Genomic DNA, 20,262 nt, shown 5'->3' with positions numbered 1-20,262 from the left:
GCTCCCGCCGGATGCCTGCGCCCGCCCCAGCCATGACAGATCGCGACCCCAACGATCCCAAGCCTGCCTCGTCATCGTCCGCCGCGCCGGGCGATAGCCCGGACTCCCAGGCGCAGCCCGACACCGGCGCGCCGCCACCCGATCCCCGCCTGCTGAACCAGATCAGCCGCCGCGCGCGCGTGGCGGCGTGGCGCAAGTCGCGCCAGGCCGGGCGCATCTCGCGCACCACGCTGCGCTATGCCGCGTTCATGTTCGGCGCGGGCTGCGTCGGGCTGTTCTCGCTGGTGTTCGCGTGGATCGCCGAGGTCGCGCTGCACTGGAACCGCCAGCTGACCCAGGCCACGCCGTGGCTGGCGTTCGTGATGCTGCCGTTCGGGCTGGCCGCGCTGCGCTGGCTGACCATCCGGCTGGCGCCCCAGGCGCGCGGCAGCGGCATCCCGCAGGTGATCGCGGCGGTCACGTTGCCGCCGTCGGGCCCGGCGCAGACGCTGCTGGTGTCGTTGCGCCAGTCGATGTGGAAGGTGGTACTGACCGCCGCGGCGCTGCTGGCGGGCGCCTCGGTCGGGCGCGAGGGCCCGTCGGTGCAGGTGGGTGCGGCGGCGATGCTGGCCTGGGGCCGCTGGTGCCAGGAGAAGCTGCGCTTTCGCATCGGCTTTCATCCCAATGCCCTGATCGCGGCCGGCGCGGCAGGCGGGCTGGCGGCGGCGTTCAACACGCCGCTGGCCGGGGTGGTGTTCGCCATCGAGGAACTGGGCCGCGGCACCGCGGTGCGCTGGGACCGCCTGGTGCTGTCGGGCGTGCTCACCGCCGGCTTCCTGTCGCTGGCGGTGCTGGGCAACAACCCGTATTTCGTGGTCAAGGTGCCGATGCTGGGACTGCATGAGGCCTGGGGCCCGGTCCTGCTGTGCGCGCTGGTGACCGGCGTGCTGGGCGGCGTGTTCGCCAAGGCGCTCCAGGGCGGTGTGCCGGCGCTGCTGCCCGCCGCATGGCGCGACTGGCCGGGGCGGCATCCGGTGTGGACCGCGTTCGGCTGCGGCCTGGTGGTGGCGATCCTCGGCTGGGCCACCGCGGGCGCAACCTTTGGCACCGGCTATGAGCAGGCCGCGGCGCTGATCAACGGCGAATCGCAGGCGACGCTGTGGTTCGGCCTGGCCAAGCTGGCGGCGACCGTGGTGTCGTACTTCGCCGGCATCCCGGGCGGGATCTTCACGCCCGCGCTGGCGATCGGCGCGGGCATCGGCGAGAACGTCGCGCATTTCGTCGGCGGCATGGCTGAGCCGCGCGTGCTGGCGCTGGTGTCGATGGCGGCGTTCCTGGCGGCGGCCACGCAGGCGCCGATCACCGCCAGCGTGATCGTGATGGAGATGACGCGCACGCAGGACCTGACGGTGTTCCTGCTGGCGGCGTCCTTGCTGGCGTCGTTCATCTCGCGGCAGTTCTCGCCGCACCCGTTCTACCACCAGGTCGGCCACACTTTCCGGCGCGAGGCCCTGGCGCTGACGCGCAAGGCGCCGGCAGGGTAATGTCAGCGCGGCGCGCGAGTGACGGCGGCGCCGGTGCCATCGGGTAAGCTAGCGCACGCCCCCTTGTCGCCCCTTGCCGTGCGCGCGCAAGTGAATCGTTCGCCACGATCTCGCGCCGCGCAGGAACAACCCGGCGGGGGCGGGCTCCAACCCGGAGCCTTTCACCAGGAGTCCGTTTTGAAATTCCCCGTTGCCGGGCTGGCGCTTGCCGGCCTGCTGGGCGCCGCCGGCGCCAATGCCGCCCCTGCTGCCGCTGCCGCTTCCCCCGCTCCCGCCCCCGCCTCCGCACCGGCCGCCAAGCCCTCGGCCCAGGCGGAAAACAGCGCCCTGGCGCCGCTGCTGGGCATGCTGGAAATCGGCAACCCGCTGCCGGCGCTGCCCGACTGCGCCGACAAGCGCACGCCCGACGGCCGCGATGTCACCGGCTTTTGCGTCGAACTGAAGGGCGACGGCCTGATGCGCCAGGTCGGCGTGCCGCGCGCGCAGCGCCCGGCGTTCATGGATGGCCCCTATGTGGTGGCCTTTGTCGACCGCAATGCGCTGGTCGGCCTGGTGGTGCCGACCGCCGGCGCCAACTCGCAGCAGGCCGCGGCCGACAGCATCAGCGCGCTCTACGGCAAGCCCTTCCGCCAGGAGCAGGAAGACATGCGGGACAAGGCCGGCAAGACCGTCAAGACGCTGCATGCCGGCTGGATGCAGCGGCCGCTGACGGTGGAGTTGTACGCGATGCCGGAAGACCCCAGCACCGGCACCATCGAGATGCTGCTGCCGCAGGCGCGCGCGCTGATGGCGGACAAGGACGCCGAGGTCGACAAGCAGCTCAATCCGGCCTCGGCGCCGGCGGCCAAGGGCAAGACCGCCGCGGCCAAGCCCGCGCCGAAGGCACCGGCCAAGCCGGAAAAGCCAGGCAGCTGGTAACGGCACAGGCAGGCGGCGCTCAGCTCGCCTGCGCCGCCGGCCGCCTCACAGTCCTTCCATCACCTTGTCCAGCCCCCGCACCACGCCGCGCACGGTGTGCACCTTGCGGATCGCCAGCAGCGCGCCGGCAACATAGGGCTTGGAGCCGTCGCCGGCCTCGTGCTTCAGGTGCAGGCGCTGGCCGTCGGCGCCGAAGATCACTTCCACGCCCAGCTGGTAGCCCGGCAGCCGCACGGCGTGCACCTGCGTGCCCGACATGGTCGCGCCGCGGGTCTCCTTCGGGCCGTTGACCTGGTCGACCGGCACCGCCTTCGCGGCGGCCTTGACCTGGCCGAGCCGGTACGCCAGCTCGCGCACCGTGCCGGAGGGGACGTCGATCTTGCCGGCCTTGGCGTAGTCGATGATCTCCCAGTGTTCCAGGTGGCGCGCCGCCATCTCGGCAAATTTCTGCAGCAGCACCACGGTGATAGCGAAATTGCCGCAGGCGAGCACGCCGCGCTCGGCCTGGCGCGCGGCCGCGTCGATCTCGGCATAGTCGTCGTCGGTCAGTCCGGAGGTGCCGACCACCACGTGCGCGCCGTGCGCCAGCGCCTGCAGGATGTTGTGCTTGGCGATGCCGGGCTTGGTGTATTCGACGTAGACGTCGTACGGCGTCTGGCCCAGCGCTTCGATGCTGGCGGCGGCCACGCCCGGGGTATCGGCATGGCCGGTCAGCTGCGCCAGGGTCTGGCCGGCGGCGCCGCGCGACAGGCCCGCCACCAGGGTCATGTCGGCCGCATGGGCCACGCCGCGCGCCAGTTCGCCGCCGGCCCAGCCGGTCACGCCGCCCACGGCGACACGGATCGGGTTATTCATGTTCTGTTGCTCCGCAAAGGCTGATGGGTCTGGCAGCATACCGCGTCAGCCGGCGGCGCGCCGGCGGTCGAGCTTGCGCGCCAGCACGATCGAGGTGGTGGTGTGGTTGACGCCGTCGAGCATGCCGATCTCGTCGAGCAGCCGGTCGAGCCGGTCATGCGTGTCGCAGCGGATCGCCACCAGGTAGTCGACCGGGCCGCTGACGGAATTGACCTCTTCGATCTCGGGCAGCCGCTGCAGCGCGCGCAGGATAGCGGGCGCGGCCTTGGGCTGCACCGACAGGCCGCAATACGCCAGGATGGCGTTGTCTTCCATGCGCTGGCCCAGCCGCACGCCGTAGCCGGCGATCACGCCGCTGCGCTCCAGCCGCGCGATGCGCGCCACCACCGTGGTGCGCGCGATCCCCAGGTGCCGGGCGAGGTTGGCGGCGCTTTCGCGCGCGTTGGCCTGCAGCAGCGACAGCAGGTGGCGGTCGGTGGTGTCGAGTTCGGTCATTGCGTCGGGATGCCTCGTCGTTTCGTTCGATTATGGCGGTTTTTCGTCGTTCTTGTGCCTTCATTGTGTCGGCCGGGCTATCCATACTCCAGTCAACCGAAATCTTTTCTTCTTCTGGACGGAGACACCATGCAAGCCTCGAACCTCGGCCGGCAGGCCCCGCGCGAGCTGCCCAAGGCGGCCCGCCCGTTGCACGTGACAGTGCTGGGCGCGGGCAAGATCGGCCGCACCATTGCGGCCATGCTGCACGACAGCGGCGACTACCGCGTCAGTCTGGTCGACCATGACGGGCGCCGCCTCGATGGCCTGCCGCGCGGCGTGCTGGCGCGCGCCGGCGACCCCACCGAGCCCGGCACCTGCGCCGCGCTGCTGGCCGGCGCCGACGCCGTGCTCAACGCGCTGCCGTTCCATGCCGCGATCAGCGTGGCCTCGGTGGCGGCGCGCCTGGGCGTGCATTACTTCGACCTGACCGAGGACGTCGCCGCCACCCAGGCCATCCGCCAGCTGGCGCAGGGCGCGCGCTCGGTGCTGATGCCGCAATGCGGGCTGGCGCCAGGATTTATCGGCGTGGTCGGCCACGATCTCGCGCAGCGTTTCCTGCGCGGCGGCGGCGAGCTGCTGGACCTGCAGATGCGGGTGGGGGCGCTGCCGCGCTATCCGAGCAACGCGCTCAAGTACAACCTGACCTGGAGCACCGAGGGGCTGATCAACGAGTACTGCAACCCATGCGAGGCCATCGTCGACGGCCGGCGCGTCGAACTGACGGCGCTGGAAGGGCTGGAGAGCTTTGCGCTGGACGGCATCGAATATGAAGCCTTTAATACATCGGGCGGGCTCGGCACGCTGCCCGAGACGCTGGCCGGGCGCGCGCGCCATGTCGACTACAAGTCGATCCGCTATCCCGGCCACTGCGCGCTGATGAAACTGCTGCTCAACGACCTGCGCCTGCGCGAACGCCGCGACTGGCTGCGCGATATCTTCGACCGCGCCATTCCGCTGACCGAGCAGGACGTGGTGATCGTGTTCGCCACCGCCACCGGCTATCCGGCCGGCGGCGAGCGCGGGCGCGGCCCGCTGACGCAGGCTTCGTTCTCGGCGCGCATCGGCGGCGTGGACGGTGAGGGCGGCCACGTCAATGCGATCCAGCTGACCACCGCCGCGGGCATCTGCACCGCGCTCGACATGGTGGCCACCGGCGCGTTGCCGCAGGCCGGCTTCGTGCGGCAGGAGTCGATGCCGCTCGACGCCTTCCTGGCCAACCGCTTCGGCCGCCACTACACGCAGCATCCGCTCCAGGAGAGTCTCGTATGAAAGCGCAAGAGTTTGCCGCCTGCTGGGATTCGCTGGGCCTGCCGCGACCATGGCGCGAGGGCACGCCTGCCGGTGCCGTGACGGTGCGCTCGCCGGTCGACGGCGAGGCCATCGGCCACCTGCCGCCCTGTACGCCGGCGCAGGCCGATGCGCTGATCGCGCGGGCCCACGCGGCGCAGACCACGTGGGCGCTGATGCCGGCGCCGGCGCGCGGCGAGATCGTGCGGCGCTTCGGCGAGGTGCTGCGCGAACACAAGACGGCGCTGGGCCGGCTGGTCTCGCTCGAATCCGGCAAGATCCTGCAGGAAGGGCTGGGCGAGGTGCAGGAGATGATCGACATCTGCGATTTCGCGGTCGGCCTGTCGCGCCAGCTGCACGGGCTGACCATCGCCTCCGAGCGCCCGCAGCACGCCATGCGCGAGACCTGGCATCCGTACGGACTATGCGGCGTGATTTCGGCGTTCAACTTCCCGGTGGCGGTGTGGGCGTGGAATGCGGCGCTGGCGCTGGTGTGCGGCAACGGCGTGATCTGGAAACCGTCGGAGAAGGTGTCGCTGTGCGCGCTCGCCGCGCACGGCCTGCTGGAGCGCGTGCTGGCCGCGGCGGCGGCGCAGCACGGCGGCATCTCGGCGGTGCTGCCGGGCGGACGCAACCTGGGCACCCACCTGGTCGAGCACCCGGCGGTGCGGCTGGTCAGCGCCACCGGCTCGACCCGCATGGGCCGCGAGGTCGGCATCGCCTGCGCCGGGCACTTCAAGCGCTGCATCCTGGAGTTGGGCGGCAACAACGCCGCCATCGTCGCGCCCTCGGCCGATATCGAACTGGCGGTGCGCGCCATCACCTTTGCCGCGGCCGGCACCGCGGGGCAGCGCTGCACCACGCTGCGCCGCTGCTTTATCCATGCCGACCTGATGGACACCATGGCGAGCCGGCTGATCACGGTGTTCGACCGGCTGCCGGTCGGCGATCCGCTGGCAGACGGCACGCTGGTCGGCCCGCTGATCGACAGCGCCGCCGGCGACGCCATGGCCAACGCGCTGGCGGCGTGCCGCGCGCAGGGCAATATCGTCACCGGCGGCGAGCGCCTGCTGGCCGACCGCTATCCGCATGCCTGCTACGTGCGGCCCGCGCTGGTAATGACCGACGCGCAGCACGACACCATGCTGACCGAGACCTTCGCGCCGATCCTGTACCTGATGCCGTACACCTCGCTGGACGAGGCCATCGCGCTGAACAATGCCGCCGCGCACGGGCTATCGTCGTGCATCTTCACCGAATCGATGCGCGAGGCCGAGCGCTTCCTGTCGTCGGCGGGCAGCGATTGCGGCATCGCCAACGTCAATATCGGCACCAGCGGCGCGGAAATCGGCGGCGCCTTCGGCGGCGAGAAGGCGACCGGCGGCGGGCGCGAGTCAGGCTCGGATGCGTGGAAGGGTTATATGCGCCGTGCCACCAACACCATCAACTACGGCGATTCGCTGCCGCTGGCACAGGGCATCCGCTTCGAAATCTGACGACATCCCGGGGGCGGGCGGCATGGCGCGTAGGGAACGGTAACAAGCGTTACACGGCTTTGACGCCGTATTACCTGTTCTGCCCGTATAACGTCAGCAAGGCAGGCACATGCCCGTTGCGACCCCAAGGATGAAATGATGAGAATGCTGACGATTGGACTGGCTGCCGGTGCGGCATCGGTGACCCTGCTGGGCGGCTGCGCCGTCTATCCCACGCCCGCCGGCCCGGCGGTCGGTCCGGCGCCGGTGTACGTGGCGCCCGCGCCGGTGGTGGTGGCGCCGCGTCCGTACTACTACGGCGGCTACGGCTACTATGGCCGCGGCTATCGTCGCTGGTAAGCGTTGCGCTGTAACCCGGGCGGCCGGATTCAATTCCCGGCCGCGTCGCCGGCGCGGGCGTTCAGCCCGCCCCAGCTGGGTGCCAGGGCCTGCCCGATCTGCGGCAGGTCCACCAGGTCCAGCACGCGCCCGACCGTATGGTCAACCAGTTCGGCAATGCTTTGCGGCTTCTGGTAGAAGCCCGGCACCGGCGGGAACACGATCCCGCCCATTTCCGTCACCGCCGTCATGTTGCGCAGGTGCGCAAGGTTCAGGGGCGTTTCCCGCACCATCAGCACCAGCTTGCGGCGTTCCTTGAGCGTGACGTCGGCGGCGCGGGTGATCAGGTTGTCCGAGAAACCATGCGCGATTGCCGCCAGCGTGCGCATCGAGCACGGCGCCACCACCATGGCCTGGGCGCGGAATGAACCGCTGGCGATGGTCGCGCCGATGTCGCGCACGTTGTGCACCACGCTGGCGAGCGCTTCGACCTCGGCGCGGCCGATGTCCAGCTCGTGCTGCAGGTTCATCACGCCGGCCGGCGAAATCAGCAGGTGGGTTTCCACCGCGGGCGCCGCGCGCAGCACCTGCAGCAGGCGCACGCCGTAGATGGCCCCGGTGGCGCCGGTGATGGCGACGATCAGCCGTTGCGGTGTGCCGCCAGCCCCGGACATGGCGGGACTCAGCCCTTCAGCAGGGTTTGCAGTTCGCCGTTCTGGTACATCTCCATCATGATGTCCGAGCCGCCGATGAACTCGCCGTTCACATAGAGCTGGGGAATGGTCGGCCAGTTGGCGTATTCCTTGATGCCCTGGCGGATGCCTTCGTCGTCCAGCACGTTGACCGTGGTCGGCGCATCGACGCCGCAGGCCTTCAGGATCTGGATGGCGCGGCCCGAGAAGCCGCACATCGGGAATTGCGCGGTGCCCTTCATGAACAGGACTACCGGGTTGCCCTTGACGATCTGGTCGATCTGTTGCTGCACGTCGCTCATGGTTTGCTTTTCAGTGGGGCGAAGCCGTGTCGCGGGCGCCGCCTGGGGGGAAAGGGATACCGTGCGGCCGGGCCGCACGGCGGGAATCTGACGCCGATTTTACCGGAATCGCCGCGGCGCTTCAGGGTGCCGCGGACGTACCGGCGGGTTGCGCGCCCGGCCAGCGTCCGCCGGTGCAGCGCTCCAGCCCGGCCAGGTCGCGCGCGGTGAAGACCTCGTCGAAGCCGCCGGCTTGCAGCAGCTGGCGCGTGGCCGCCGCCTGGTCATAGCCGTGTTCCATCAGCAGCCAGCCGCCCGGCAGCAGCCGCGCCCCGGCGCCGCCGACGATGGCGCGCAAGTCGGAGAGGCCGTCGTCGTGGTCGGTCAGCGCGTCGATCGGCTCGAAGCGCAGGTCGCCTTCGGCCAGGTGCGGATCGCCCGCGGCGATATAGGGCGGGTTGCTGACGATCAGGTGGAAGCGCAGCTCCCGCGGCAGCGCCGCGTACCAGTCCGAGACCAGGAACTCGATATGCTCGGCGCCCAGCGCGCGGGCATTGTCCTGCGCCACCATCAGCGCGCCGGGCGAGATGTCGGTGGCCCAGACCCGCGCGTCGCGCCGCTCACGCGCAAGCGTCACGGCAAGGATGCCGGAGCCCGTGCCGAGGTCCAGCACATTGGGCTGCGGCACCGTGGCCAGCCGCGCCAGCGCGGCTTCCGCGGCAACCTCGGTATCGGGGCGCGGGATCAGCACGTCGGGCGTGACCCGGAACTTGCGGCCGAAGAACTCGCGTTCGCCGATCAGGTAGGCCATCGGCTCGCCCGCCAGCCGTCGCGCCAGCAGCGTCGCAAACGCGTCGCGCTGGGCGATGGTCAGCACGTCGGTGTCGCGCGTGATCAGCTGCGTGCGGCTCAGGCCGGTGACATGGGTCAGCAGCATGCGCGCTTCCAGCGCAGGCAGGCCGGCCATGGCGGCGAGGGTCTGGGCCTCGTGCAGCGTGGGAGTTGCCGGCAGCGCGGTGGAGTCGGGGGTGGACATCGAGTGGGTAAAAGACGGTTCTGGTGCCGGCTACAAAAAACCCCACCGGTGCGGGACCTGGCGGGGCTTTGGGGCGGTGCTCTGGTGAAACTTCCGGCTTCGTGCCAGTGTACCGCTCATCGGCTGCGGCGGGCGCAATGACCCCGCCGGGGCGATTACTTATTGACGGCGTCCTTGGCCTTGTCCGCGCCGGCGTTGACGGCATCCTTGGCGGCCTGCTTGGCATGCTCCATGGCGTTGCCCGCGTCTTCCTTGGCCTTCTCCGCGGCGGCGGAAGCGTTGGAGGCGGCATCGCTGGCGGCAGCCTTGGCGGCATCTGCGGCGTTGCTGGCGGCAGCGGCGGCATCGCTTGCGGCGGCCTTGGCGGATTCCGCGGCGCTTTGCATCGCGCTCTCGGCGTTCGAGGCGGCGGGCGGCGCTTCTTCCTTCTTGCTGCAAGCGGCCATGGCCGCGGTGATCATCAACAGCGCGAGCAGTTTTTTCATGATTTCGTCCTAGCTATGTTCTCGGGAGTGACTACCCGGCACCATTCTCCGTTTGCCGGTCGAAATCGATTATAGACAGCGACTTTACCCCCGCCAGTGCTGTTTCAAGCATTTACAACAGATACAAAGACATAGGCGACTTTACGCGTTGTTCATCGCCGAAGCCTCGACTGGGTGTCATAAAGGCGCGCTCAGGCGTCTTCGCCCAGCGCCGCCAGCTGGTCCGCCTGGTGCTCGGCGGACAGCGCCGACAGCAGCTCGTCCATGTCGCCGTCCATGATCATGTCGATCTTGTACAGCGTCAGGTTAATGCGGTGGTCGGTCACGCGGCCCTGCGGGAAGTTGTAGGTGCGGATGCGGTCGCTGCGGTCGCCCGAGCCGATCAGGTTGCGCCGGGTGCTGGCCTCGCGCGCCTGCGCGGCGCGCGCCTGCATGTCCTTGATGCGGGCGGCGAGCACCTTCATCGCCTTGTCCTTGTTGCGGTGCTGGCTGCGGTCGTCCTGGCACTCGACCACGATGCCGGTGGGCAGGTGGGTCAGTCGTACCGCGGAATCGGTCTTGTTGACGTGCTGGCCGCCCGCGCCAGAGGCGCGGAAGGTGTCGATGCGCAGGTCGGCCGGGTTGATCTCGACCTCGCCGACCTCGTCGGCTTCGGGCATCACGGCAACCGTGCAGGCGGAGGTATGGATGCGGCCCTGCGCCTCGGTCGCGGGCACGCGCTGAACGCGATGGCCGCCCGATTCGAACTTCAGCCTGGAAAACGCGGCATCGCCGGCGATCCGGATGATCACTTCCTTGTAGCCGCCCAGGTCCGATTCCGATTCGCTCATGACCTCGACCTGCCAGCGCTGCCGTTCGGCATAACGCGTGTACATCCGCAGCAGATCGGCGGCGAACAGCGCGCTCTCCTCGCCGCCGGTGCCGGCGCGGATTTCCAGCAGCAGGTTGCGGTCGTCGTTCGGGTCCTTGGGCAAAAGCAGGCGCTGCAGGCTGGCCTGCAGCGCTTCGAGGCGGTCGCGCGCGGCGGCGATCTCGTCGGCGGCGAAGTCCTTCATCTCCGGATCGTCGAGCAGGGCCTGCGCGGTGGCGAGGTCGTCCTGGGCCTGCCGGTACTGGCCGTATTGCTCGGCCACGGGCGACAGCTCCGCATGTTCGCGGCTGAGCTTGCGGTACTGGTCGATATTGGCGGTCGCGTCTTCGCGCGCGAGCAGGGCGTTGACTTCGTCGAGTCGCTCGGCCAGTTGGTCGAGCTTGGCAAGCATGCTGGCTTTCATCGGGGCGGACAGGGAATGGGGTGGGCCGGGCTGCGCGTGCGATGGCGGCGGCGAAGGCGTGCCGGGCGCGGGGCGCCGGCAAGGCGAGCGCGGCTAGCGCTCGGAGTGGCTGCTGTGGCGGAACAGGCCCGGCACCAGGCGCAGCAGCGCCTCGCGGTCCTCGCCCTGGGTGTGGTTGAGCGCGTGCGTGGGGCCGTGCAGGAACTTGCGCGTGAGCGCGCCGGAGAGCGCCTCGAGCACGGCCTGCGGATCGTCGCCGCGCGCCAGCATGCGGCGCGCGCGCTCCAGTTCGGCCTGCCGGATGGCTTCGCCGCTGCTCTGCAGTTCGCGGATGACCGGCACCACGCTGCGGGTTTCCAGCCAGTGCATGAAGTTCTGCACGCGGCTTTCGATAATGGCTTCGGCCTGCGCCACCGCGGCCTGGCGCAGGGCGTTGCCTTCGCGCACGACCGCGCCGAGGTCGTCGACGGTATAGAGGAAGACGTCGTCCAGGCGCGCGACTTCGGGCTCGACGTCGCGCGGCACGGCCAGGTCAACCATCATGATGGGGCGGTGCTTGCGCCGCTTGACCGCGCGCTCCACCGCGCCCAGGCCGATGATCGGCAGCGAGCTGGCGGTGCACGACACCACTATGTCGAACTCATGCAGGCGCTCGCCCAGGTCTGACAGGCGGATCGCGTTGGCGGTCAGGCCCTGGCCGCTGAGCTGCTCGGCCAGCTTTTCGCCACGTTCTACGGTGCGGTTGGCCACCACGATCTGGCGCGGCTGCTGCGCGGCAAAGTGGGTGGCGCACAGCTCGATCATCTCGCCCGCGCCGATAAACAGCACGCGCTGGGTCGAGACGCTTTCAAAGATCCGCTGTGCCAGCCGCACCGCGGCCGCGGCCATCGACACCGAATGCGCGCCGATCTCGGTCTGCCCGCGCACTTCCTTGGCCACCGCGAAGGTGCGCTGGAACAGCTGGTTCAGGTAAGTGCCGAGCGAGCCGGCTTCGCCGGCGGTGCGCACCGCGTCCTTGAGCTGGCCCAGGATCTGGGTCTCGCCCAGCACCATCGAATCCAGGCCGCTGGCCACGCGGAAGGCGTGGCGCACGGCTTCGGACTGCGGCAGCGCGTACAGGTGCGGGGCCAGTTCGCCGGCGGGCACGTTGTGGTGCTGCGACAGCCAGCGCAGGGTGTGCTCGAAGCCATCCGTGCCCGGCGTCAGGACGTCGGTCGCGCAGTAGATCTCGGTGCGGTTGCAGGTGGACAGGATCGCGGCTTCGGTGCCGCTGCGCCCCGACAGGTGGGAGCGCAGGGCCCCCAGCGCCGGCTTGATCTGCTCGAGCGGAAACGCCACCCGCTCGCGCAGCGAGACGGGTGCCGTAGTGTGATTGATGCCGATCGCGAGCAGTTGCATTGTTGGGGACTGGTGTGGCCCGAAGCGCGGCCGGACCGGATGTCATTATACCGCCGGGACCGATCATTGCAGTCGCCCGCTGCGGTGGGTGGCAGGGGCGCCGGATTGCAGTATCGTTACGCCGCGGCCGGTTGCCGGCTGTGATGCGGACAACACAGGAGAAGCGGATGCTGGGCACCTTGATCGTGGGTTTGCTGGTCGGACTGGCGGCACGCCGGCTGCACCCGGCAGGGCGCGTGGTGACCGTGCCGGCCGCGCTGGTGCTGGGTGCGGCGGGTGCGGCGTCGGCTTTCTACACCGGCCGCGCACTGCATTGGTTTGTCGACGGCCAGCTCAGCAGCTGGCTCGCGGTGATCGCCGGGTCGGCGCTGCTGGTGGGGTTCTGGGGCACGGTGCGGCCGCGCGGTCGGTAAATACTGAACCGACTTTCCGGTCAGGAATCTGCACGCGGCTTGATCCCGGTCAGTCGGCCGCCTTGCCTGGCGTCAGGCCCTGGCGGCCAGCAGGCGGCGCAGCACCCCGCTGGAATAGTGACTGGCCACGTCGGTCAGGAATGCCGAGAAATCCACATGGGCGGTGTCGTCGGCGCGGTCCGAGATGGTCCGCATCACCGCGTAAGGCACGCCATATTCATGGCAGACCTGTGCCACCGCGGCGCCTTCCATTTCTACCGCCAGCAGGCCGGGCAGCCGCTCGCGCAACTCCGCCACCGCGGCGGGCGAGCCGATGAACTGGTCGCCGCTGGCGATCATGCCCCGGTGCAGGGTCGGCGCCGCGACGCCAAACTTCTCGCGCACCGCGCGCGGCACGTCGACGGCCAGGTCGTCGCGCAGGAAATCTGCCGCGGCGGCATGCAGCTCGGCCGTCAGCGCCGCATCGGCCGGGAATTCGGCGCGCTCCAGCAGCGGCACTTCATGGCGGCCGAAAAACGGGCGCGCGTCCAGGTCATGCTGCAGGGTGCGGTCGGCGATAACGATGTCGCCCACCTGCGTGGTGGCGCCGATGCCGCCGGCCAGGCCGGTAAAGACGATCTGCGTGGCGCCCAGCTCGCGGATCAGCGTGACCGTGGTAGCCGAGGCCGCCACCTTGCCCATGCGCGCCAGCACCAGCACGCACGGTTGCCCGTACAAATGGCCGCTGTAGTAGTCGCGCATGCCGATGGTGCGTACGGTGGCGCGGCTGTCGTCATGGCGCATGGCGGCGACAAGGCCGTCGACTTCATCGTGGATGGCGGCAAGGATTCCGAGGGTCATGGGGCGTGGGCAACTTGGACAAGGCCCACAGCATACCCGGCCCGCGCAGGCCGGGCCTGGATGGAGCGCGAGCGCACGCCCCCTCCCACGCAACAGGTGCGGCCCAGGTATCACTTTGCTAAAGTCGCCGTCATTCCAGCACGCAAGGGCGAGCATGCAAGCAACCCGCATCGGAGCAAATGGCCCGGACCAAGAAGCCGTGGGCGAGCGGCGCGCCATCCGCCAGGCGCTGGCCCACTGGCGCGCGCTGGGCCGCCTAGGGCCGCCGGCGGTCGCGGCGCCGTGGGCGCGCACCGAACCGGTCGCCGCGGACTGGCGCCGCTGGCTCGACACCGCGCTGATGGCGCTTGGCACCGCGCTGCTGTGCGCCGGCGTGATCGTGTTCTTTGCCTTCAACTGGCAGGACCTGCACAAGTTTTCCAAGTTCGGCCTGCTGGCCGGCCCGATCACGCTGCTGGCCGGCCTGGCCTGGCTGCGCCCGGCGGGCGATGCCGCCGGACGCGCCGCGCTGGGCGGTGCGCAGGTGGTGGCCGGCGTGCTGCTGGCCGTGATCGGCCAGACCTACCAGACCGGCGCCGACGCCTGGCAGCTGTTCGCGCTATGGGCGCTGCTGGCGCTGCCGTGGGCGCTGGCGGCGCGCGCGGCGCCGCACTGGTGGCTGGTCATCCTGGTGGGCAACATGGCGCTGCTGCGGTACTTCAGTATCCGCTTCGGCGTCGATGGGGTGTTCTCGCTGCTGTTCGATTCGCGTCACGTGCGCACCGCCACGCTGGCCTTGCTGGGCGCGGTGGCGCTGCAGCTGGTGCTGTGGCAGCTGCTGTGCGCACAGGCGCCTGCGCTGGGCTTTCGCGGGCTGACCGGCGGCCGCATGCTGGCGGCGCTGGCGTGCCTGCATGCCGGCTCGCTCGGGCTGGCCAGCCTGCTGCGCAGCGACTTCGACGGCGCCGCCTTCGCGCTGGCGGTGCTGGCGCTGGCCGCGCTGGTCTGGTGGTTCCGCTGGCATGCCTTCGACATCGTGGTGCTGAGCCTGGCCTGCCTGACCGGCATCGTGCTGGCCGTCGCGGCCATTGCCAAGGTGCTGTTCGAAGGCAAGGACGATTTCGGCGCCTTCCTGCTGCTTGGCCTGCTGACCATCGGCCTGGCCGCCGCCGCTGCCGCGTGGCTGATGCGGGCCTGGCGCAGCCAGCTGGAGCAGGCATGAGCAACGTACTGCAGACCGAGCAACGGCTCTGGCAACAGCTCGCCGCCCGCGGCGAGGTCCAGGGCGAGCCGCCCGCGCATCCCCACACGCCGTGGGCGGTGCGCTGCCTGATGGGCGCGGCGGGCTGGCTGGGCGCCTTGTTCTTCCAGTTCTTCCTGGTCGGCACCGTGTTCGTTGCCGCGCGCGAGAACGGCGTGGCGATGGCCGTCACCGGGCTGGCCATGATTGCGCTGGCCGCGTTGCTGTACTGGCGCGGCGGCGGCATCGCCGCGGGGCAGTTCGCGCTGGCGGTCAGCCTGAGCGGGCAGGGCATGGCCGTGTTCGGCCTGACCGAGGCGCTGGGCTTCACGCGCGTGGCCGAGAGTGCCGGCTTCTGGGCCGCACTGGCGCTGTTCGAGGCCGCGCTGGCCTGGCTCGTGCCCAACCGGCTGCACCGGCTGCTGTGCGGGCTGGGCGCGTGGATCGGGCTGGCCGGCGCGGTGCATCTCGCCATGGCCGGCGGCAAGCCGGAGGACTGGCTGTTGCTGACCTGGTCGCTCGGCTGGCTGGTGCCGCTCGGCGCCGCCCTGACGGCCGGTTTCACGCTGGCCGAGGCGCGCCTGTGCGCGGACGGCCGCCATGCGCTGCTGGAACCGCTGGCCGACGCGACGCTGCTGTTCACGCTGGCGGCGGCGCTGGTCGTTACCGGCATGAGCCATCCGCTGGCCTGGCTGGAGGGGCCGGAAGCGGCGCGCATCCCGCTGGCGCACTGGGCCGCGGGCGGACTGGTCACGGTGATGCTGGCCGGCTTCGCGCTGGCCGAATGCCGCCGCCTGGGGCTCGGCCAAGCCATGCAGGGCGCCGTGCTGGGCGGCCTGGTCGCGTTCGGCGCGCTGATGGCAGCGGCGCCCGCGGTCGTGGCCGGCGTACTCGCGCTCGGGCTGGCGCTGCGGCGGGCGTCGATGCCGTGGCTGGGGCTGGGCGTCACCAGCATCGCGATCGGCTTTATCTGGTACTACTCGGCGCTGCACTGGACTCTGCTTGCCAAGTCGGCCACCCTCGCCGCCGCCGGCGCCCTGCTGCTCGCCGGCCGCTACTGGCTGCTGCGCCGCGCACAGATGGAGGCCGCATGAAACGCTGGATCCTGATCGCCTGGGCGCTGACGCTGGCGCTGGCCGCCGTCGGCATCGCCGGCAAGGAGCGCCTGCTGGCGCACGGCGACGTCGTCTTCCTCAGGCTCGCGCCGGTCGACCCGCGCTCGCTGATGCAGGGCGACTACATGGCGCTGAACTTCGACATCGGCAACCAGATCCGCGCCGCCCGGGCTCAGGACGCCCAGGTGCCGCGCGACGGCGTCGCCGTGATCCGCCGCGATGAACAGGGCATTGCCGGCTTAGTGCGCGTGCACGGCGCCGAGCCGCTGGCGCCGGGCGAGCAACTGCTGCGCTACCAGACCGCGCGCTCGCGCTGGGGCGGCATGCAGGTGCAGGTGTCGACCGATGCGTATTTCTTTCAGGAGGGGCAGGGCAAGCGCTTCGCGCAGGCGCAGTATGGCGAGTTCCGCGTGGGGGCGGACGGGCAGGCGCTGCTGGTGGGGTTGCGGGGGAAGGGGATGGAAAAGTTGTGAGGCAGGCGCGGTGTATTCCGCGCCAATGAAAAAGCCCGCATCGCTGCGGGCTTCCTGACGAGTCAGGCGGGAATCAGACGTTGAACAGGAAGTTCATAACATCCCCATCCTTCACCACATACTCCTTCCCTTCCGCCCGCATCTTGCCGGCTTCCTTCGCGCCGGTCTCGCCCTTGAAGCTGATGAAATCTTCATAGGCGATGGTCTGCGCGCGGATAAAGCCGCGTTCGAAATCGGTGTGGATCACGCCGGCTGCCTTGGGGGCGGTGTCGCCGACGTGGATGGTCCAGGCGCGCACTTCCTTGACGCCGGCGGTGAAGTAGGTCTGCAGGCCGAGCAGCTTGAAGCCGGCACGGATCACACGGTCCAGGCCGGGTTCTTCCATGCCCAGGTCGGCCAGGAATTCGGCCTTGTCGGCCTCGTCGAGGTCGGCGATCTCGGCTTCGATGGCGGCGCAGACGGCGACCACGGGGGAATCGGTCTGCTTGGCGTATTCACGCACCGCGTCCAGGTGCGGGTTGTTGTCGAAACCATCCTCGCGCACGTTGGCCACGTACATGGTCGGCTTGGCGGTGATCAGGCAGAACGGGCGGATCACATCCCACTCTTCGGGCGCCAGGTCCAGGGTGCGCACGGCCTTGGCCTGGTCCAGCACGGCTTGCGCCTTTTCCAGCACGGCGACCAGGCGCTGGGCTTCCTTGTCCCCGGCGCGGGCCGGCTTGACGTAGCGCGCCAGCGCCTTCTCGACGGTGGCCAGGTCGGCCAGCGCCAGTTCGGTGTTGATGACTTCGATGTCCGACAGCGGGTCCACACGGCCGGCCACGTGGATCACGTTGTCGTCCTCGAAGCAGCGCACCACGTGGGTGATGGCATCGCATTCACGGATATTGGCCAGGAACTGGTTGCCCAGGCCCTCACCCTTGGAGGCGCCAGCCACCAGGCCGGCGATGTCGACGAACTCGACCGTGGCCGGCAGGATGCGCTCCGGCTTGACGATCTCGGCCAGCTTCGCGAGCCTCGGATCCGGCACCTCGACCACGCCCACATTGGGCTCGATGGTGCAGAACGGATAGTTTTCGGCGGCGATGCCGGCCTTGGTTAGGGCATTGAACAGCGTGGACTTGCCGACGTTGGGCAGGCCGACGATGCCGCATTGGAGGCTCATGGTTTGGTCTTCGGAATCATTGGGTTGCGTGATGCCAGAGGGTCCGCGCAGCCGTCGCGGGCGCGGATCGCGCGCTGCCGCCAGGGAAGGGCTTCGGGACGAGACAAAGACATCACATCGCGCAGGCTCGGCGAGGTTGCACGCCTTTGCCACGGAAAACCGCGATTGTAACCTTTTGGGGGCAGGGCACGGTGGCGGGACAGGCGCGACCTGGCAAACAAGACGGCCAAGGGGTCAGCCTTGGCCGTGCATCGTGGACTGGTGCCAGATCGTCAGGTAGTGATCAGGCGCCGTCGGCAAATCCGTCCCGCATGTCCGTGGTCTTTGCGCCGTCGGTAAACATGTCGCGCTGGTCCACGGTTCGTGCGCCATCGGTGAAGCTGTCGCGCGTACGCGCGCCGTCGGTGTAGACATCAAACTTCGAAACCTTCGCGCCATCCGTGTAGACGTCGCGAGGACCGGTACCCCCGAATGCCGTGCCCATGGCCCCAGCGGCAGCGACGGCAATCAATAGTGATTGTTTAATCATTGGTCCACCTCCCTTCAGGTGGTGAGTTCCCCGGCCAGAAATATTTCGTTTCAATATAGGCTCGCGCCCATCCGTGGGCGGCAAGGCTTGTCCTATTGTTTTGTTCTAAGCCTTATGACCTGTGGATATAAGGAACGAGCCAATGAGACGGGTACTGTCGGAGGCTTGCCCAAAGGTGTCCCGGTGCGCCGGGCGGGCCGCTTTCGTAGCGGCGGACCGGCTCGGACGGGGCTCCTGAGTGACGTGGCTATAATCCAGCCATGACCCGATCCCACGCGTCCGCGCGACCTGCCGCGCGCAAATCCTCCGCTTTCCAGGTTGCCGTCGTCGGTGGCGGCATCGTCGGCAAGTCCTGCGCGCTGCTGCTGGCCCAGCAGGGCATGGACGTCGCGCTGATCGCGCCGAAGCCGGCGCGCGCCGCGGCCAGCGCCGGGCCGGACGACTGGGACAGCCGCATCTACGCCTTCTCCGCCAGCTCGCAGGCGCTGCTCGAGCGCATGCGCGTGTGGGAGGCGCTGGACCCGGCGCGGATTCAGCCGGTGCGCGACATGCGCGTGTTCGGCGACGTCAGCGCCGCCGAGACCTCGCCCAGCTTCGACGGCGACCTGCATTTTTCCGCGTATGCCGCGGCGGTACCGCAGCTGGCTTGGATCATCGAGTCGCGGCTGGTCGAGCGCGCGCTCGACACCGCGCTGGGCTTCCAGCACCAGGTGACGTGGCACGACGGCACCGCCAGCGTGTGCGAGCGAGACCCCGACGGCATCACCCTGACGCTGGACAACGGCGGCAAGGTGCGCGCCGCGCTGGCGATCGGCGCCGACGGCGCGCGCTCGTGGCTGCGCCAGCAATGCCATATCGGCGTCAGCACGCGCAAGTACCGCCAGCTTGGCGTGGTCGCCAATTTTGCGTGTGAGCGGCCGCACCATGAAACCGCCTGGCAGTGGTTCCTGGGCGCGCCGGAAAAGCTGATGGCCGACGAGGAGCCCGCCAACGGCGAGGTGCTGGCCATGCTGCCGCTGCCGGACAACCATGTGTCGATGGTCTGGTCCGCCGACGAGGCCCACGCGCGCGAACTGCTGGCGCTGTCGCCGGAGGCGCTGGCCGCCACGGTGATGCAGGGCGCCAGCGGCGCGGTCGGGGCGCAGTTCGGCACGCTGCGCTGCGTGACCTCTGCGCAGGGCTTCCCGCTGGTGCTGCAACGTGCCGACCAGTTCGTGCAGCCGCACGTGGCGCTGGTGGGCGACGCCGCCCACGTGGTGCATCCGCTGGCCGGCCAGGGCATGAACCTGGGCCTGCGCGACGTCGCGGAACTTGGGCGCGTGATGGCCGACAAAGAACCTTTCCGCAGCGAAGGCGACCTGCGCCTGCTGCGCCGCTACGAGCGTGCGCGCGCCACCGACCTGTTGTCGCTGACCGCCGCCACCGACGGGCTGCACCGGCTGTTCTCGCTGCCGGGCAGCGTGGCGCGGGTGGTGCGCAATACCGGCATGCGCGCGGTCGGCGGACAGACGCTGCTCAAGCGCTTGCTGATCGGGCGCGCGCTCGGCTAGGTTCGCACGCACTGTCCGCTCCCCCGTACGCCCCCTTACCGAATCCCCTGGAGTCCACATGTTCCCATCCCTGCGCCGCCGTCCCGCCGTCTACGCCACCCTCACCGCCATCGCCGGCGGGCTGGCCGCGGCCGGCTTCGCGCTGCACGCCATGGCGGCGGGCGAGCCCGGCACCGACCGCATCAAGGAGTCGCTGCAGAAGATGCTGGGCGGCCGCGCCGAAGTGAAGAGCGTCGGCAAGACCCCGGTGCCGGGCCTGTTCGAAGCCAATATCGGCGGCCAGGTGGTGTACACGGATGCCACCGGCCGCTACATCCTGAACGGCGAGATGATCGATACCCGCACCGGCACCAACCTGACCGAGGAGCGGCTGGCCGAGATCAACCGCATCAAGTGGTCGGACCTGCCGCTGGCGCGCGCGATCAAGTGGTCCAAGGGCGATGGCAGCCGCCAGATCGCGGTGTTCTCCGATCCCAACTGCGGCTACTGCAAGCGCATCGAGCAGACCTTCCAGCAGATGGACAACATCACCGTGTACACCTTCCTGTACCCGGTGCTGTCGCCGGATTCGGAGACCAAGTCGAAGCAGGTCTGGTGCGCGGCCGACCGCACCAAGGCCTGGCGCGACTGGATGCTCAAGCAGGTGGCGCTGACCGGCAACGGCAGCTGCAAGACCCCGCTGGAAGAGAACCTGGCCTTGGGCCACAGCATGAACGTGACCGGCACGCCGGCGGTGTTCTTCACCGACGGCACCCGCATCCCCGGCGCGGCGGACGTCGCCACGCTGGAACGCAAGCTCGCCAGCATCAAGAAATAAACGTGCGCCGGACCTGTCCCGGCTCGAGCGACGGCCGGACC

Annotated in this window: 22 protein-coding genes; 11 read left to right on the top strand and 11 right to left on the bottom strand. The window is 69.7% G+C overall.

Annotated features, from left to right (window positions below; translation table 11 throughout):
* Positions 1 to 32 precede the first annotated feature (32 nt).
* Both CBM2588_RS15640 and CBM2588_RS15635 read left to right on the top strand, forming a co-directional pair.
* A complete protein-coding gene (locus tag CBM2588_RS15640) occupies positions 33 to 1,523 on the top strand; it encodes a chloride channel protein (protein ID WP_115681253.1) in 1,491 nt (496 codons plus the stop codon).
* Between the two features lie 177 nt (positions 1,524 to 1,700).
* Complete coding sequence (locus CBM2588_RS15635) at positions 1,701 to 2,441, top strand: hypothetical protein (protein ID WP_115681252.1); 741 nt, start codon at positions 1,701 to 1,703, stop codon at positions 2,439 to 2,441.
* Positions 2,442 to 2,486: 45 nt separating this feature from the next.
* Here CBM2588_RS15635 and dapB read toward each other — a convergent pair whose 3' ends face one another.
* Both dapB and CBM2588_RS15625 read right to left on the bottom strand, forming a co-directional pair.
* The gene (dapB, locus tag CBM2588_RS15630; protein WP_115681251.1) at positions 2,487 to 3,296 is read right to left on the bottom strand and encodes a 4-hydroxy-tetrahydrodipicolinate reductase; all 810 of its coding nucleotides are present in this window, start codon (positions 3,294 to 3,296) and stop codon (positions 2,487 to 2,489) included.
* Between the two features lie 45 nt (positions 3,297 to 3,341).
* On the bottom strand, positions 3,342 to 3,791 hold the full coding sequence (locus CBM2588_RS15625) for an Lrp/AsnC family transcriptional regulator (RefSeq protein ID WP_010809873.1): 450 nt from the start codon (positions 3,789 to 3,791) through the stop codon (positions 3,342 to 3,344).
* Positions 3,792 to 3,920: 129 nt separating this feature from the next.
* Between CBM2588_RS15625 and CBM2588_RS15620 the strand changes: the two genes are divergently transcribed.
* From CBM2588_RS15620 to CBM2588_RS15610, 3 genes are all read left to right on the top strand, one after another.
* Positions 3,921 to 5,102, top strand: coding sequence for a saccharopine dehydrogenase C-terminal domain-containing protein (locus CBM2588_RS15620; protein WP_115681250.1), 1,182 nt, complete (start codon positions 3,921 to 3,923; stop codon positions 5,100 to 5,102).
* The gene (gene amaB / locus CBM2588_RS15615) at positions 5,099 to 6,616 is read left to right on the top strand and encodes an L-piperidine-6-carboxylate dehydrogenase (protein ID WP_115681249.1); all 1,518 of its coding nucleotides are present in this window, start codon (positions 5,099 to 5,101) and stop codon (positions 6,614 to 6,616) included. Before CBM2588_RS15620 ends, amaB begins: the two co-directional genes overlap by 4 nt.
* Before the next feature lie 144 nt (positions 6,617 to 6,760).
* Complete coding sequence (locus tag CBM2588_RS15610) at positions 6,761 to 6,955, top strand: hypothetical protein (RefSeq protein WP_112776756.1); 195 nt, start codon at positions 6,761 to 6,763, stop codon at positions 6,953 to 6,955.
* A gap of 29 nt (positions 6,956 to 6,984) precedes the next feature.
* Here CBM2588_RS15610 and CBM2588_RS15605 read toward each other — a convergent pair whose 3' ends face one another.
* The 6 genes from CBM2588_RS15605 to hemA all read right to left on the bottom strand — a co-directional run bounded on the left by CBM2588_RS15605 (position 6,985) and on the right by hemA (position 12,100).
* Positions 6,985 to 7,608: a UbiX family flavin prenyltransferase gene (locus CBM2588_RS15605; protein ID WP_115681248.1), complete on the bottom strand. Its 624-nt coding sequence runs from the start codon at positions 7,606 to 7,608 to the stop codon at positions 6,985 to 6,987.
* A gap of 8 nt (positions 7,609 to 7,616) precedes the next feature.
* The gene (gene grxD / locus CBM2588_RS15600) at positions 7,617 to 7,928 is read right to left on the bottom strand and encodes a Grx4 family monothiol glutaredoxin (protein ID WP_012354019.1); all 312 of its coding nucleotides are present in this window, start codon (positions 7,926 to 7,928) and stop codon (positions 7,617 to 7,619) included.
* Positions 7,929 to 8,049: 121 nt separating this feature from the next.
* A complete protein-coding gene (gene prmC / locus CBM2588_RS15595) occupies positions 8,050 to 8,943 on the bottom strand; it encodes a peptide chain release factor N(5)-glutamine methyltransferase (protein WP_115681247.1) in 894 nt (297 codons plus the stop codon).
* 155 nt (positions 8,944 to 9,098) lie between these two features.
* Positions 9,099 to 9,428: a hypothetical protein gene (locus CBM2588_RS15590; RefSeq protein WP_018005248.1), complete on the bottom strand. Its 330-nt coding sequence runs from the start codon at positions 9,426 to 9,428 to the stop codon at positions 9,099 to 9,101.
* Between the two features lie 191 nt (positions 9,429 to 9,619).
* The gene (gene prfA / locus CBM2588_RS15585; protein ID WP_115681246.1) at positions 9,620 to 10,702 is read right to left on the bottom strand and encodes a peptide chain release factor 1; all 1,083 of its coding nucleotides are present in this window, start codon (positions 10,700 to 10,702) and stop codon (positions 9,620 to 9,622) included.
* A gap of 93 nt (positions 10,703 to 10,795) precedes the next feature.
* Positions 10,796 to 12,100, bottom strand: a complete 1,305-nt coding sequence (hemA, locus tag CBM2588_RS15580) for a glutamyl-tRNA reductase (protein WP_115681245.1) — start codon at positions 12,098 to 12,100, stop codon at positions 10,796 to 10,798.
* Positions 12,101 to 12,267: 167 nt separating this feature from the next.
* On the opposite strand from hemA, the gene CBM2588_RS15575 reads away from it, so the two are divergent.
* On the top strand, positions 12,268 to 12,513 hold the full coding sequence (locus CBM2588_RS15575) for a hypothetical protein (protein WP_115681244.1): 246 nt from the start codon (positions 12,268 to 12,270) through the stop codon (positions 12,511 to 12,513).
* A 72-nt stretch (positions 12,514 to 12,585) separates the two neighbouring features.
* Here CBM2588_RS15575 and CBM2588_RS15570 read toward each other — a convergent pair whose 3' ends face one another.
* Positions 12,586 to 13,353, bottom strand: coding sequence for a 5'-methylthioadenosine/adenosylhomocysteine nucleosidase (locus CBM2588_RS15570; protein WP_115681243.1), 768 nt, complete (start codon positions 13,351 to 13,353; stop codon positions 12,586 to 12,588).
* A 154-nt stretch (positions 13,354 to 13,507) separates the two neighbouring features.
* Here CBM2588_RS15570 and CBM2588_RS15565 point away from each other — a divergent pair, with 154 nt between their 5' ends.
* From CBM2588_RS15565 to CBM2588_RS15555, 3 genes are read left to right on the top strand one after another with little or no spacing between them, the layout of a single operon-like run.
* Positions 13,508 to 14,554, top strand: a complete 1,047-nt coding sequence (locus CBM2588_RS15565; protein ID WP_115681242.1) for a DUF2157 domain-containing protein — start codon at positions 13,508 to 13,510, stop codon at positions 14,552 to 14,554.
* A complete protein-coding gene (locus CBM2588_RS15560; RefSeq protein WP_115681241.1) occupies positions 14,551 to 15,666 on the top strand; it encodes a DUF4401 domain-containing protein in 1,116 nt (371 codons plus the stop codon). The genes CBM2588_RS15565 and CBM2588_RS15560 overlap by 4 nt, the downstream gene beginning before the upstream one ends.
* Positions 15,663 to 16,160, top strand: coding sequence for a GDYXXLXY domain-containing protein (locus CBM2588_RS15555; protein WP_115681240.1), 498 nt, complete (start codon positions 15,663 to 15,665; stop codon positions 16,158 to 16,160). The genes CBM2588_RS15560 and CBM2588_RS15555 overlap by 4 nt, the downstream gene beginning before the upstream one ends.
* A gap of 73 nt (positions 16,161 to 16,233) precedes the next feature.
* Here CBM2588_RS15555 and ychF read toward each other — a convergent pair whose 3' ends face one another.
* Together ychF and CBM2588_RS15545 are read right to left on the bottom strand one after the other, a co-directional pair.
* A complete protein-coding gene (gene ychF / locus CBM2588_RS15550) occupies positions 16,234 to 17,325 on the bottom strand; it encodes a redox-regulated ATPase YchF (protein WP_115681239.1) in 1,092 nt (363 codons plus the stop codon).
* 283 nt (positions 17,326 to 17,608) lie between these two features.
* A complete protein-coding gene (locus tag CBM2588_RS15545) occupies positions 17,609 to 17,854 on the bottom strand; it encodes a hypothetical protein (RefSeq protein WP_115681238.1) in 246 nt (81 codons plus the stop codon).
* Between the two features lie 260 nt (positions 17,855 to 18,114).
* Here CBM2588_RS15545 and CBM2588_RS15540 point away from each other — a divergent pair, with 260 nt between their 5' ends.
* Together CBM2588_RS15540 and CBM2588_RS15535 are read left to right on the top strand one after the other, a co-directional pair.
* Complete coding sequence (locus CBM2588_RS15540) at positions 18,115 to 19,404, top strand: UbiH/UbiF family hydroxylase (RefSeq protein WP_115681237.1); 1,290 nt, start codon at positions 18,115 to 18,117, stop codon at positions 19,402 to 19,404.
* Between the two features lie 58 nt (positions 19,405 to 19,462).
* Positions 19,463 to 20,221 carry a DsbC family protein gene (locus tag CBM2588_RS15535; protein WP_115681236.1) on the top strand — a complete coding sequence of 253 codons (759 nt, stop codon included), beginning with the start codon at positions 19,463 to 19,465 and terminating at the stop codon, positions 20,219 to 20,221.
* Positions 20,222 to 20,262 lie beyond the last annotated feature (41 nt).

It is taken from the genome of Cupriavidus taiwanensis, assembly GCF_900250075.1.
Classification (GTDB): domain Bacteria; phylum Pseudomonadota; class Gammaproteobacteria; order Burkholderiales; family Burkholderiaceae; genus Cupriavidus; species Cupriavidus taiwanensis_C.
Note: the sequence above shows the minus strand (reverse complement) of the source record. Positions and strands in the feature narration are given on the sequence as shown.

What these genes read in the sequence shown, in the direction of transcription:
- CBM2588_RS15640 (WP_115681253.1), top strand. Translation starts at nt 33, where the DNA reads ATGACAGATCGCGACCCCAACGATCCCAAGCCTGCCTCGTCATCGTCC.
- dapB (WP_115681251.1), bottom strand. Translation starts at nt 3,296, where the DNA reads ATGAATAACCCGATCCGTGTCGCCGTGGGCGGCGTGACCGGCTGGGCC.
- CBM2588_RS15625 (WP_010809873.1), bottom strand. Translation starts at nt 3,791, where the DNA reads ATGACCGAACTCGACACCACCGACCGCCACCTGCTGTCGCTGCTGCAG.
- CBM2588_RS15620 (WP_115681250.1), top strand. Translation starts at nt 3,921, where the DNA reads ATGCAAGCCTCGAACCTCGGCCGGCAGGCCCCGCGCGAGCTGCCCAAG.
- amaB (WP_115681249.1), top strand. Translation starts at nt 5,099, where the DNA reads ATGAAAGCGCAAGAGTTTGCCGCCTGCTGGGATTCGCTGGGCCTGCCG.
- CBM2588_RS15610 (WP_112776756.1), top strand. Translation starts at nt 6,761, where the DNA reads ATGCTGACGATTGGACTGGCTGCCGGTGCGGCATCGGTGACCCTGCTG.
- CBM2588_RS15605 (WP_115681248.1), bottom strand. Translation starts at nt 7,608, where the DNA reads ATGTCCGGGGCTGGCGGCACACCGCAACGGCTGATCGTCGCCATCACC.
- grxD (WP_012354019.1), bottom strand. Translation starts at nt 7,928, where the DNA reads ATGAGCGACGTGCAGCAACAGATCGACCAGATCGTCAAGGGCAACCCG.
- prmC (WP_115681247.1), bottom strand. Translation starts at nt 8,943, where the DNA reads ATGTCCACCCCCGACTCCACCGCGCTGCCGGCAACTCCCACGCTGCAC.
- CBM2588_RS15590 (WP_018005248.1), bottom strand. Translation starts at nt 9,428, where the DNA reads ATGAAAAAACTGCTCGCGCTGTTGATGATCACCGCGGCCATGGCCGCT.
- prfA (WP_115681246.1), bottom strand. Translation starts at nt 10,702, where the DNA reads ATGAAAGCCAGCATGCTTGCCAAGCTCGACCAACTGGCCGAGCGACTC.
- hemA (WP_115681245.1), bottom strand. Translation starts at nt 12,100, where the DNA reads ATGCAACTGCTCGCGATCGGCATCAATCACACTACGGCACCCGTCTCG.
- CBM2588_RS15575 (WP_115681244.1), top strand. Translation starts at nt 12,268, where the DNA reads ATGCTGGGCACCTTGATCGTGGGTTTGCTGGTCGGACTGGCGGCACGC.
- CBM2588_RS15570 (WP_115681243.1), bottom strand. Translation starts at nt 13,353, where the DNA reads ATGACCCTCGGAATCCTTGCCGCCATCCACGATGAAGTCGACGGCCTT.
- CBM2588_RS15565 (WP_115681242.1), top strand. Translation starts at nt 13,508, where the DNA reads ATGCAAGCAACCCGCATCGGAGCAAATGGCCCGGACCAAGAAGCCGTG.
- CBM2588_RS15560 (WP_115681241.1), top strand. Translation starts at nt 14,551, where the DNA reads ATGAGCAACGTACTGCAGACCGAGCAACGGCTCTGGCAACAGCTCGCC.
- CBM2588_RS15555 (WP_115681240.1), top strand. Translation starts at nt 15,663, where the DNA reads ATGAAACGCTGGATCCTGATCGCCTGGGCGCTGACGCTGGCGCTGGCC.
- ychF (WP_115681239.1), bottom strand. Translation starts at nt 17,325, where the DNA reads ATGAGCCTCCAATGCGGCATCGTCGGCCTGCCCAACGTCGGCAAGTCC.
- CBM2588_RS15545 (WP_115681238.1), bottom strand. Translation starts at nt 17,854, where the DNA reads ATGATTAAACAATCACTATTGATTGCCGTCGCTGCCGCTGGGGCCATG.
- CBM2588_RS15540 (WP_115681237.1), top strand. Translation starts at nt 18,115, where the DNA reads ATGACCCGATCCCACGCGTCCGCGCGACCTGCCGCGCGCAAATCCTCC.
- CBM2588_RS15535 (WP_115681236.1), top strand. Translation starts at nt 19,463, where the DNA reads ATGTTCCCATCCCTGCGCCGCCGTCCCGCCGTCTACGCCACCCTCACC.